Origin of the sequence: Erwinia sp. (genome assembly GCF_031978025.1) — a bacterium.
GTDB lineage: Bacteria > Pseudomonadota > Gammaproteobacteria > Enterobacterales > Enterobacteriaceae > Erwinia.
Genome location: NZ_DALZCD010000121.1, coordinates 1 through 12,397, shown reverse-complemented (window position 1 = coordinate 12,397; position 12,397 = coordinate 1). Strand labels below are relative to the sequence as shown.

Annotated in this window: 9 protein-coding genes; 6 read left to right on the top strand and 3 right to left on the bottom strand. The window is 50.2% G+C overall.

All coding sequences use genetic code 11. The annotated features are described in order from the left end of the window. From RTK32_RS11495 to RTK32_RS11475, 5 genes are all read left to right on the top strand, one after another. Window positions 1–1,165 (top strand): aspartate aminotransferase family protein (locus RTK32_RS11495; protein WP_312044040.1); only part of this gene is annotated, 1,165 nt, incomplete at its 5' end. A 10-nt stretch (window positions 1,166–1,175) separates the two neighbouring features. Continuing rightward, a complete protein-coding gene (locus RTK32_RS11490) occupies window positions 1,176–2,468 on the top strand; it encodes a lysine N(6)-hydroxylase/L-ornithine N(5)-oxygenase family protein (RefSeq protein WP_312044038.1) in 1,293 nt (430 codons plus the stop codon). A 1-nt stretch (window position 2,469) separates the two neighbouring features. Further along, complete coding sequence (locus tag RTK32_RS11485) at window positions 2,470–4,824, top strand: GNAT family N-acetyltransferase (protein ID WP_312044036.1); 2,355 nt, start codon at window positions 2,470–2,472, stop codon at window positions 4,822–4,824. A gap of 90 nt (window positions 4,825–4,914) precedes the next feature. Further along, window positions 4,915–6,150, top strand: coding sequence for an MFS transporter (locus tag RTK32_RS11480; RefSeq protein ID WP_312044034.1), 1,236 nt, complete (start codon window positions 4,915–4,917; stop codon window positions 6,148–6,150). Window positions 6,151–6,214: 64 nt separating this feature from the next. Continuing rightward, the gene (locus RTK32_RS11475) at window positions 6,215–6,532 is read left to right on the top strand and encodes a recombinase family protein (protein WP_312044042.1); all 318 of its coding nucleotides are present in this window, start codon (window positions 6,215–6,217) and stop codon (window positions 6,530–6,532) included. Window positions 6,533–7,006: 474 nt separating this feature from the next. Here the strand turns inward: RTK32_RS11475 and RTK32_RS11470 are convergent, their stop codons facing one another. The 3 genes from RTK32_RS11470 to RTK32_RS11460 form a co-directional block, all read right to left on the bottom strand. Then, window positions 7,007–7,366: a DUF6404 family protein gene (locus tag RTK32_RS11470; RefSeq protein WP_312044032.1), complete on the bottom strand. Its 360-nt coding sequence runs from the start codon at window positions 7,364–7,366 to the stop codon at window positions 7,007–7,009. A 2,573-nt stretch (window positions 7,367–9,939) separates the two neighbouring features. Next, window positions 9,940–10,962 (bottom strand): LLM class flavin-dependent oxidoreductase, encoded by a 1,023-nt coding sequence (locus RTK32_RS11465; RefSeq protein ID WP_312044030.1) that lies wholly within the window; start codon window positions 10,960–10,962, stop codon window positions 9,940–9,942. A gap of 84 nt (window positions 10,963–11,046) precedes the next feature. Then, on the bottom strand, window positions 11,047–11,442 hold the full coding sequence (locus tag RTK32_RS11460) for a cupin domain-containing protein (RefSeq protein WP_312044028.1): 396 nt from the start codon (window positions 11,440–11,442) through the stop codon (window positions 11,047–11,049). 390 nt (window positions 11,443–11,832) lie between these two features. On the opposite strand from RTK32_RS11460, the gene RTK32_RS11455 reads away from it, so the two are divergent. Beyond that, a partial coding sequence (locus tag RTK32_RS11455) for an OBAP family protein (protein WP_312044026.1) occupies window positions 11,833–12,397 on the top strand: 565 nt, incomplete at its 3' end.

Below are 12,397 nucleotides of genomic sequence, written 5' to 3'. Positions count from 1 at the left end.
TGATACCTGGGATCAAAGCGCTGGCGGTACGTTGATTGAACAAAAGGTGATTGACTGGACCCTGAGCCGTATTGGCCTGCCTGCTGAATCGGATGGAATTTTTACCAGCGGCGGCACACAGTCCAACCTGATGGCCATGCTTTTGGCGCGCGACTGCTGGTGTGAAGCGCATCATCCCGGCCATCTCATCAAGCATCGTGGCCTGCCTGAAAACGCCTCGAAATGGCGCGTCTTTACATCAAAGCTCAGCCACTTCAGTATTCAAAAGTCGATGGCCATTCTTGGGTTAGGCTATGACGCGGTGATCCCGGTGGATTACGATGCGCATTACCGTATGGATGCGGAGCGGTTGGAGCAGGAGATTCTACGCTGTCACGAGGAGGGCCTCATTCCGATTGCCGTCGTTGCTACCAGTGGGACAACAGATTTTGGCAGCATCGATCCGCTTCAGCAAATAGCGGAACTCTGTCAGCACCACGGTTTGTGGATGCACGTTGATGCTGCCTACGGCTGCGGCCTGCTGGTTTCTGAAAAGCATCACCAACGCCTGGCAGGTATTGAACACGCCGATTCAGTGACCGTGGATTACCACAAATCCTTCTTTCAGAGCGTCAGCTGCGGCGCTTTCTTCGTGCGCAATCGAAAAAACCTGAAGCATGTTACCCACCATGCTGATTATCTCAATCCGTTAAGCGCTCAGCAGGAAGGGACACCGAACCTGGTCAATAAAAGCATTCAAACCACGCGCCGTTTCGATGCTCTGAAGATGTGGCTGACCCTGCGTATTATGGGCCCCCGCCTGTTGGGCCAGGCTTTCGACAGCATTATCAGCCTGACGCAAACCGCGCATCAACTGCTGAAACAGCATCCGGCTATTGAAGTGCTGCACGCTCCCGAGTTGACCACACAGGTCTTTCGTTATGTCCCCAATGCAACGATGAGCAATGCGCAAATTGATGAGATAAATATTGCTATCCGTAAAGCGCTGTTCCGGTCCGGAAATGCAGTGGTGGCGGGGACCAAAGTAGCGGGATGCCAGTATCTGAAATTTACCCTGCTTAATCCCGGAACCACCCCCGCCGACATTGAAGATGTTATCAGCCTGATTGCGTATTACGGCCGGGAGCAGATGCGGGCTTCTCTGTTGACCCCGGCAAACCAGTGAGAGTGTTAAGATGAACAAGACTGTCTACGATTTTATTGGCATTGGTATTGGTCCTTTTAACCTGGGGCTGGCCTGTCTTAGCGAGCCGGTTGAAGGACTGAACGGCTTCTTCCTTGATAAGAATCCGGGGTTTGACTGGCACACCGGCATGATGCTGGAAAGCGCGCATCTGCAAACGCCTTTCATGGCCGATCTGGTTACGCTGGCCGATCCGACCAGTCCATACAGCCTGCTTAACTACATGAAGCAGAAAGGTAAAATATATTCATTCTACATCCGTGAAGACTTCTTCCTGATGCGCAAAGAATATAACCAATACTGTCAGTGGGCCTGTTCTCAGCTCAGCAATCTCCGCTGGAATACGCACGTTGAGTATGTCAGTTACGATGATGAGCTGGCTGCTTACCGCATTCGCGCCACCGATACCCGCAGCGGCACGCAGCATGAATGGTTTGCGCGTCATCTGATTCTGGGAACAGGCCCCACGGCCTGGCTCCCTGAATGCAGTCTCCCGCACCGCCAGCGTCTTACGCATTCCAGCGAATATCTGGTAAACAAAGCAGCGCTGCAGGAAAAACGGTCGATTACCGTGTTAGGCAGCGGACAGAGCGCCGCAGAGATTTACTACGATCTGCTCACTGATATCGATCGCTTTGGCTATCAGCTCAACTGGATCACCCGTGCGCCGCGTTTCTATCCGTTGGAATATACCAAACTGACGCTGGAGATGACCTCGCCTGAATGGGTGGACTATTTCCACGACCTGCCGCCAGGCAAACGTGACGAACTGAATGCCCGCCATAAAAATCTTTATAAAGGCATCAACAGTAGCCTGATTAATGACATTTACGATCTGCTGTACGTTAAACAGCTTGATGGCGAACTGGACGTTAACCTTTTTACCCATTCAGCGCTGACCGATATGCGTTGGCTGCCGCAGGGGGAATTTGAGTTATCGCTGCATCAGCTGGAGCAGGATTGCACCTTTACGCGGCGTACCGAAGGGTTGGTCGTAGCAACCGGCTATCAGTATCGCCCGCCAGCGTTTCTTGAAGGGGTGACCCGGCGTCTGCGCTGGGATGAAAAAGGCCGCTACGATGTTCAGCGCAATTACAGCATCGATTACCACAATCAGATATTTGTGCAGAATGCGGAGCTGCATACCCACGGTTTCGTGACGCCCGATCTGGGTATGGCCTGCTACCGCAACTCGGTTTTGCTGCGTGAACTGACCGGACGAGAAGTCTATCCGATTGAACGGCAAATCGCCTTTCAGACCTTTCCTGCACAAACGGAGCGATAACATGGCATCCGCAATTTTTAGCGCCGCCCGTCCGGCTGGCTCGTTCAGCCTCAGGCCCATGCAGGCCGAAGATGCCTCATTGATCCACAGCTGGGTTGTCCGTGACTATGCGCGCTTTTGGGGAATGGAGAAATATACCCCTGAACAGGTCGCGGCATTTTACCAGCAGCTGACAGCCTCTGATCCTCATGCCGCATTGATCGGCTGCTGTAATGACCGCCCAGTGTTTCTGATCGAGTGCTATCGCGCCTGCGACGATGAAGCAGGAAAGTTTTATCCTGCCGCAGCAGACGATTACGGCATGCATATTTTGATCGCCCCTGCCAGCGAGCCCATCAAAGATTTTAGCTGGCAGGTATTCTCGCTGGTGATGGATTACCTGTTCAGTCGACCGGAAGTCAAGCGCGTAGTGGTCGAACCGGACGTACGTAACGACAAAATCCATGCGCTAAACAAGCGCGCGGGCTTTCGTTATCAGCAGACCATTGACATGGGCCACAAAACGGCCTGGCTGGCATTTTGCCAGCGGGAAGACTATCAACAGGCACTACTGCAGGAATCACTGACTATGACAACTACCCCCTCATCGCTGCTTAATGGTGCTCACCTGGCGGGCGATAACTGGAAACAGGCTAACCGTTTACTGATCCGTAAAGCTATTGCCGAATTTGCGCATGAAAAAATTGTAGCCCCTGTCGAAACGGGCGAGAACCATTACGCGTTGTACGTCCCGGGCGGAGAAGTAACCTATCAGTTCAGGGCGAAGCGTCTGGCGCTGGATCACTGGGATATAGAAATTAACTCCTTGAATAAACAAGAGAACGGCCGCCCGCTGCCGCTGGATGCATTGCAGTTCATCGTGGAATTTAACGAGCAGATTGGTATTCCCCAGGCGCTGTTGGCAACGTATATGGAAGAGATCAGCAGCACGCTGTGTAGCAGCGTTTTCAAACTTCAAAAGGCGCAGTCAGACAGCCACGCGCTGGTTCACGCGGACTTCCAGACCGTAGAAGCCGCCATGACCGAAGGGCATCCCTGCTTTGTGGCCAACAATGGCCGCATCGGCTTTGATGCCCGGGACTATCTGGCTTATGCGCCGGAAGCGGCTACGCCAGTCAGCCTTATTTGGGTGGCCGTTCACCAGCGCAACGCGCATTTTTCCAGCCTGAGCGACCTGAGCTACGAGCAGCTGATGCGTGAGGAGCTGGGGGAAACAACCGTTGCACACTTTACTGAGCAACTGGTTAAAAAAGGTTTGGCTGCCGACGATTATATTTTTATGCCCGTTCATCCGTGGCAATGGCAGAATAAATTACTGACCGTTTTTGCGGCGGATATTGCTAATAACGATATCGTTTATCTGGGCAGTGGCGACGACCGTTATCAGGCCCAGCAGTCTATCCGCACGTTCTTTAATCGCAGCCAGCCTGGAAAACGCTATGTTAAAACCGCCCTGTCCGTCCTTAATATGGGCTTTATGCGCGGCTTGTCTCCTTATTATATGTCCACCACGCCGGCGATTAATGAATGGCTGGAAAAACTGGTTGCCGGGGACGCGTGGCTGAAACGCTGCGATTTCCGCATCCTGCGCGAGGTGGCCGCGGTAGGCTATCACAACCGCTATTACGAGCAGGCTATTAAGGGGGATTCCGCTTATAAAAAGATGTTTGCCGCACTGTGGAGAGATAACCCTGCCGCCAGCCTGAAGCCGGGGCAGCGCTTGATGACCATGGCGTCCTTCCTGCACGTAGATCATCAGCAACAGGCCTTACTGCCGGCACTGATAGCGGACTCTGGTTTACCAGCGAAAGAGTGGGTCGCACGCTACCTTACCTGCTACCTCAGCCCGCTTTTGCACTGTTTTTATCAGCACGACCTGGTCTTTATGCCTCACGGCGAAAACCTGATTATGCTGCTTGAGGACAATATTCCAGTGAGCGCCTTTATGAAAGATATTGGCGAAGAAATTGCCGTAATGAATCCCGATGCCCTGCTTCCGGAGAAGGTCCAGCGGCTGGCCGTAGATGTACCGGAAAACCTTAAGCTGCTGTCGATCTTTACGGATGTCTTTGACTGCATCTTCCGCTTTATCAGTGCGATCCTGCATGATTCACGCACCCTGTCGGAAGATGACTTCTGGCAAACGGTGGCTCACTGCGTCAAAGAATATCAGCAGGCACACCCTCATTTAGCGGATAAATTCTCGCGCTACGATATGTTCGCGCCAGAGTTTACGCGCTCATGCCTGAATCGGCTGCAGCTGGCAAACAATCAGCAGATGATCAATCTGTCGGATCCGGCTGAAAACCTGAAGTTTGCCGGAACCCTGGTCAATCCGCTGGCACGCTGGCGTTAACGAGCCTCTCTTTTATATTGCAACAAGCTTGATCAACGCGAGCACCTTTGGTGCCCGCGTTTTTACTTATTATTCCAGGACAGTATACAGATGGCCTTTTATGAACCTCTATCGCAGTTAACCCGACGACACCTGATTTTCCCGCTCTCGCTGGTGTTATTTGAGTTCGCAACTTATATTGCCCACGACATGATCCAGCCCGGTATGCTGCTGGTCACCCGGGAATTGTCAGTCGGGCCGGAGTGGGTTTCTACCTCACTGACGGCCTACCTTATCGGCGGGCTAATGCTGCAATGGTTGCTCGGCCCCCTTTCTGACAGGATCGGGCGGCGTCCGGTATTGCTTACGGGGGTGGCATTTTTTGCGCTCACCTGCGTGGCGACGCACTGGGTACAAAGTATTGAACAATTTGTTTTATTGCGTTTTTTACAGGGCGTAAGCCTGTGCTTAATTGGATCGGTAGGTTACGCCGCGGTACAGGAAGCATTTAACGAATCGCTCAGCGTGAAGATCATGGCGTTGATGGCCAATGTTGCTCTTCTGGCACCGTTGGCCGGGCCTTTGGCCGGCGCGGCTTTCCTCTCGATAGGCGACTGGCGCACTATGTTTTGGCTTTTTGGCGGGCTTGCCGCGATCGCCCTGGTTGGGCTGTGGCAGACTATGCCTGAAACGGCTGGCGATAAAAACAAATCCCTGTCGCTGAAATCTATTGGTAAAGGCTACCTGGCACTATTGAAAGATCGTCAGGTCATGAGCGGTTCGCTGGCAATCGGGTTGGTGACGATCCCCTGTCTTGCATGGGTCGCATTGTCACCCGTGATCCTGATCCACGACTGCGGGCTTAGCCGCATGGATTATGCCCTGCTACAGCTGCCGGTCTTTATGGCTATGATCGTCGGTAATTTGGTGCTGGGCCGCCTTGCCAGCCGGGTGTCAATCGAGCAGCCGCTACGGCTGGGTGCCTGGCCTGTTATTAGCGGGTTAATGATAGCGACGGTCGCCACAACCTTAAATGCTCACAGCTACCTGTGGCTAACTGTCGGACTAAGCGTTTACGGTTTCGGTACCGGGCTGATCAATGCAGGGCTTTACCGTATGACGCTGTTTTCCAGCCGCGCCGGAAAAGGCAGCGTGGCTGCGATGGTCGGCATGGTCACTATCCTGGTTTTCGCTCTGGGCATTGAAGTCGCTAAGACCGCTTATTTCAATATCGGTAGCCAGGGATTCAGTGTGGTAAATCTGACCTGCGGCCTGTTATGGTTGGCGCTGGTGCGAGCTTTTTTGCGGGAAAATAAGCGTAGAAAAGCGGTGCTTCAACCGCAATAAATAAACCTAAAACAGGCCAACAAGACGGTTCTTCAACCACAATCAATAAGCCGAAGAGGCTAACATTGGCAGAGATGAACCGTCACGGCTGCCCCTGGACCGTCTTTCCCGCTCGCTCAAGGATTTACTGGAGAAGATTGAAAACACGGAGGCTGAATTCCGCAGCATTACCGAAAATATTGACACATCCACCCCGGCAGGAAGGATGATGCAGATGGTTGGCTCCTTTGCTGAATTTGAACGCGCCATGCTTCGTGAACGGACAAAAAGCGGCACGCCATGTTTGGGGGGGTGGACGCCACCCCAAACATGGCGTTATACGGCTTCCGAATGCTCATCTCAATATTCGCCCACCTTTCCTTCGCTCAAACCATCGTTATGACGATCCGGATCATTAACTTTATATAATGGGACTTATATAAATCTATAAAGCGCTAAGATCGATTAAAAAGGATCCAATAGATCGGGATCTGACTCTTTTGCGCGCTCTGGAAAGCTGAGATGAAGATTGCGCTACGTGAATTCTGCTGCATATCACCCCTGCTTATTCCTCAGAATTCACGTAGCGCAACCAGCTCATTACTGGTTAAAAAAGAAACTTTTGGAGGTGTGTACGTTGGGGTAGCGTTGTCTTTGGGGGCATCAGGCTAAAATTCCGTCTGTCCGGGCTGGCTTATTGTCTCGTTGGACAGGAAAAACGTTTAGTCCCTTAATTTGGCGGTTCGCAGGAAGAAAAAGGGATGCTTTAAGCTGGGCCAAATTCGTAAAAAAAAGCAGGTGAAAATTGACGGTTTTGCCGCCTTTCAGTCGGGGGATTGACTGAAAGGCTTAAAGCTGTGCTGTCTTATCCATAGCATCATATGCGTTCCCACTCAGGCAGGTGGTTGGCCCTTTTTCGCCATAGTTGGAAAACAGACATGCAAAGACTAAAAATCAGGCCGCCAGTCAGGACGGTGGCGACAACCGAAAACAAGTCGATGTACTGGGCTTTCCAGAACACAACCCACATCACTACCCCCCAAAATGGCGTATAAACAGCCATGAAGCTGAAAAAGTTAGTACAGAAAGGTGAAAGAGGTGGCGGCGCAACCTTGAAGCCAAGGTTCCATAAAAGACGATGGCACGGCGGAGCATAAGTACTATGCCACATACCTTTCGCCTGCATTATGGCGAAAGCACGCCTTTTTTTACTGTCGAAAATCGGATAGTTTTTCATAACAATCCCCTGGGGTTTCTGTTGTTATTCCAGTCTAACAGTTTCCTTATGAAATAATTTCTGATATTCATCATTTCACTTAAACATTGCGCTAAAACACGTCAAAAGAAATAAAGTAGAGCAATATCGCGTAGGCAGAGGCCGGGTAGACGGGCAAGCTAGCTTTTCGAAAGCTGTCTGTAATGATGAACGGGTATTTAAACAGATATCTTCTGGGGTATTCGCCTCCTTAAAGCAAGTGGTCTCAATCCGCAAGATTTAGGGTGTGTGATAAAGTCCAGGGATGGCGGTTTCATAGTTTGATTCGAATCAGGCTTTGCTCGCTTAACTACCCAATGATAACCTTCGGAAACAGAGAAGATAGCCTTTCGTGAAAACCCTCCCCGCTTTAAGCCGTTAAAGACCCTTGTCGTGTCTTCTCCTTTATACGCCATTGCTATCGATATTCCCTTTATGCGGGGATCACAAGTCGGCAAGGCTTTTCTTGCGACGATAACGATTACGTGTTCTGCTTTGCCAGATACAAAAGATGGAAAGGAGGTTTTGCGTTCTGCAGTCAAAGTTTCATGCCGTGAGATGAACAGTAAATTCTTTGCTGTTACCCCTTTTTTCCTAATAAGAGCGGCCGGATGGCGCAGTATGGCATAATTATTAATTTACACCTTAGCTTGCCAGAAAGACGTTTAGCCAAAACATTCCAGCGATGTCTATGCCGGAAGAAAGTATAATGACGCTTTGTCAGCCATATCGATAATGCTCCTGATGCCAGCAGTGCCGAAAGAAAGTATTCATACCAGTAAAATAAATTATCAGGCTTTTATTAGGCTATTGGCTGTGTTCGGCCTCTTTTGAACACTCTGTTTTTAAGAGAAAATTTGACATCAGCAGATACCTGGCCGGTCATGGATTTACATTTATAAAGAACTGAATCCCCTCCTCTTATTTTTAAAAAAATAAAATATCAGTTCAGGACTAAAGGAGTAAAGGAGTAAAGGAGTAAAGGAGTAAAGGAGTAAAGGAGTAAAGGAGTAAAGCTATTATTTTAAATAAGCATTACCCCAATCAAGAAGAGATACCACGGGTAAAAACCGTATTCATCTTATTAATCCTTAAATAATCCATAAAAAATAACGCCCACCCTGCTGTATAACACACTCCCCCCGGATACTTCCTGACTCCTTACCCGCCTGGGCGTATGCCCAACACGTTAAGAAACGCTGATAGCTGGTTTATCCATATCGCCCGCTGTTAAGGCATTTTTGTCACTCGCAGACGTCTTTTATGCCCTATTATTATATAAAATCATGTACTTATAGGAGAAAAGCGCACACTTATCAACTGGCCTTTTTTTTGACCACTCGAGACCAACATCTGCCATTGTTATCCACAGAAAATGGGGATTACCTGTGTATAAAAAAGTATAAATCGGCCTTAGAAAGGCTGCCGTTGCGGTGAAACAGGCTAATTTTATTGATAAAAATACCAGAGCGGCCTTTTGAGGATGAAAAATGCGCATTATTCCATGCTAAAAATCAGGCAGATAAAAATAGCGACCATAAGAACGCTTAAGCTGTTGCTGTGTGGGCACCGATCAGCCAGGCCTGAAGTGGTAAACAGGATAAAAGGTGCGCAAGCAAAGGACGTCCTATGGCTGCGCAGATGTAAACCAACGTGGTTTTACAACTGGAAAACGACACCCAAAAATAAGGCCATTAATATAAGCATGCTCCTTATCAATGAATGAAATATCGAAGCATGCAGCAAATCCCATTTATTATTTTTAGAAAGAGAGCTACGTGCTCATTCAGAAAACCGTCACACTGGATAAGGAGCAAAGTCTTTTATATATAGTGCGGCGGGGTTGAAACAATACACCCTTCACTCGATTAATATAAAAAATGAGATTTCCTGTAAATATTTACTTCCTACTCACAGATTTATTCCTTCTATAGAAGCACGGGTATAGGAAGTAAAATTCCGAAGCAGAAAGAATTTCACCTCTTATTAACGTTTTTTGCAGATTAAATTTTTTTGAAGGGCTTTATCTTCATGCCTCTCAAAGAGGTTTATGGATGTCGGATAAAATAGCACTGTTTGAAGAGTGAAGTATGCAGACAGACAGGTTTATGCTGATGCCTGTCCCCCCTTTCCCTAAAAAATAATTTTGCCCCCCTGCCCTTTCTCCTGTCTGGATCACTTTCTCTATCCGTACTGAGCATTTCTTTCTGTCAGACCGTTAGTTCTCAGGAGGTTGATGACACGGCTATTATTCTCATTATTTGTATGTTGTAACTATTTTACAGCGTTAGCAGTACGGCATGGCGATAGCGCTGACGGTTCTTCCGTCTGAACATCAGAGCATAAAATTTCTTTTTCAGCGCTGCGGGCAGTCGGTCTTATAAAGATATAAAAGAGACAGGAATACGTTTTAACGCTTATAAAAAGGCGGGCCGTTCTTGTTGAACACAGGCCCGCCTCTTTGCTTTTGGCTAACTGTTTTTTGCTTTTCCAGAGCTGAGTTTTGTCCAGCGTCAGGCTGCACTGCCTGAAAATGTAGCGGGACAACTCAACAGTTATCGCCAGCCCAGCTCCGGAGCAACATATTTAAGGATCGCTTCCAGCATGTGCGTGCAATAATCTACGCCTAGCTGGTTGGGAATGGTTAACAGCAGCGTATCCGCTTCGGCAATCGCTTCATCTTTTGCCAGCTGCGCAATTAATCTCTCCGGCTCGGCTGCATAGCTACGCCCAAAAATGGCGCGCGTTTTTTCGTCGAGATAGCCAATTTGATCGCCACCCTGCCCGCTGCTGCCAAACCAGGCTCGGTCCTGCTCGCTGACCAGCGCAAAAATACTGCGGCTGACCGAAACGCGCGGCTCACGCTGATGCCCCGCTTCCCGCCAGGCATCGCGATAGGCACGAATCTGTTTTGCCTGCTGAATATGAAAAGGTTCACCGGTTTCATCATCTTTCAAGGTGGAGCTTTGCAGGTTCATCCCCAGTTTTGCCGCCCAAACGGCCGTGGCATCCGATCCTGACCCCCACCAGATGCGCTCGCGCAAGCCTGGCGAAAACGGCTCTGGCCGCAGCAGGCCGGGCGGATTGGGGAACATTGGCTGCGGGTTAGGCTTCGCAAATCCTTCTCCCTGCAGCACCTCCAGCAAAGCCTCGGTATGGCGACGTCCCATATCAGCATCGCTTTCGCCTTCCTGTGGGCTGTAGCCGAAGTGGCGCCAGCCTTCAATCACCTGTTCCGGCGAGCCACGACTGATGCCCAGCTGTAAACGACCGCCGCTGATCAGATCGGCTACACCAGCGTCTTCCGCCATATAAAGCGGGTTCTCATAGCGCATATCAATCACGCCTGTGCCAATCTCTATGTTACTGGTACGGGCCGCTACAGCTGCCAGTAACGGAAACGGTGCACTAAGCTGGCGGGCAAAATGGTGAACGCGAAAATAGGCACCGTCAGCACCCAACTCTTCCGCCGCTACGGCCAGATCGATGGATTGTAATAGCGCATCTGCCGCCGAGCGTGTGGCCGACTGCGCAGAAGGCGTCCAGTGGCCGAAAGAGAGAAACCCGATTTTTTTCATAGCATAATGACCTTTAGCGGCGCGCCTCGAGCGCATTGAAACCGTCATATTAACGCTGAAGCCTGAAATTGTCTCTGTGGCCGGTTAAAACTCCGCAGGCTCGCCGGGCAAAGGCTCCGACAGCGCCATCCCTTCTGCTCCGGCATAGAAGATAACCAGCTCAGCAGCGTCGTCTGTGGTATAGCCGCGATGAATATCGCCTGTCGCTTCATTTAGCGCTTCGCCAGCCTTAACCCGATGCGTTTTACCACTCTCTTTATCTTCAATGATTAATTCGCCGGACAGCAAGTAGGCAACATTCGGCATGGGATGAGAATGCCAGGGCAGCGACGTCCGCGGGGGTATGGTCATCTTCATAACCGTAAGCTGGGGTTTGCCGTCAGGATACGCGGCGTAAGGGGTGCCGTTCCAGGCCTCACTGGTCTGGAGCAGCTCCGTAGTCTGGATTTTCGCCGCATCGTTCTTCTGGTCAGTCAACATTTTCTCCTTAATAAAATAACGTCCTCCCGATTAATTTAGTAGAAGATTGGCCACTGCAGGATTGAGTATTGTCCTAAAGCAAAGTGGTCAGGCTTGTCTGAATAAACAGGGAACGTAACGGGCAGCATACATTATGTCGAAGACAAAGATCGTTAAACGTTATGGAAAGCTATTCAGGACGGATATGCTCGGAACAATTAATTACGCTAATCAGTCAGCGTAGCGCTTGGGAAAGGAGCCGATTTCAAGGTGCCTGTACGCTGAAAAACAGGATGAAAACACGATCGGTGCATCGGTAATATTGCGAAATGGTCGTTACCTGCCAGGCTTTTACTGACATTTTGTATCAGCATTAAACAATTTCAGACACTTTTCAGTTACGGAGCCAAAATGAAAGGAACCCTGCCTTTACTTGCCCTGCTGCTGTGCGGCTGCGGCGCGCACAATTCGCCCTCACAAGTCACCAGCCCTGGCGCCCCGACCTCGACGGAAAAAAAGCTGCTGGATACCGGCGCGGCGGCGTTGCAGTCTCGCCCGCCCATTGATGCTATTAACGCCTATCTGGATGGCTTTCATTTCTATAACGGTGACCATAATGGCCAGATGGAGGCGCACCACTACGTCACTATTCTTAACGATGACGTGATGCAGGCGGTGATTTACGACGGCAACACGCGAGACGCCAAGCTGATGGGCGTGGAATATATCATCAGCGAAAGGCTGTTTAAAACGCTCCCGCCGGAAGAGAAAAAGTACTGGCACAGCCATCAATACGAGGTGAAATCAGGCTCGCTGATCGCGCCTGGCCTACCGCCGCTGGCGGAAAAAGCGCTGATGTCGCGCATCGTCAATACCTATGGTAAAACCTGGCATACGTGGCACACCGACCGCGATAAAACGCTGCCGCTGGGCATTCCGGCCCTGATGATGGGCTTTACCGCCGACGGCCAGATGG

Excerpts from the sequence above, each read along its gene's own strand:
- RTK32_RS11485 (WP_312044036.1), top strand. The coding sequence starts at position 2,470 with ATGGCATCCGCAATTTTTAGCGCCGCCCGTCCGGCTGGCTCGTTCAGC.
- RTK32_RS11465 (WP_312044030.1), bottom strand. The coding sequence starts at position 10,962 with ATGAAAAAAATCGGGTTTCTCTCTTTCGGCCACTGGACGCCTTCTGCG.
- RTK32_RS11470 (WP_312044032.1), bottom strand. The coding sequence starts at position 7,366 with ATGAAAAACTATCCGATTTTCGACAGTAAAAAAAGGCGTGCTTTCGCC.
- RTK32_RS11480 (WP_312044034.1), top strand. The coding sequence starts at position 4,915 with ATGGCCTTTTATGAACCTCTATCGCAGTTAACCCGACGACACCTGATT.
- RTK32_RS11460 (WP_312044028.1), bottom strand. The coding sequence starts at position 11,442 with ATGTTGACTGACCAGAAGAACGATGCGGCGAAAATCCAGACTACGGAG.
- RTK32_RS11490 (WP_312044038.1), top strand. The coding sequence starts at position 1,176 with ATGAACAAGACTGTCTACGATTTTATTGGCATTGGTATTGGTCCTTTT.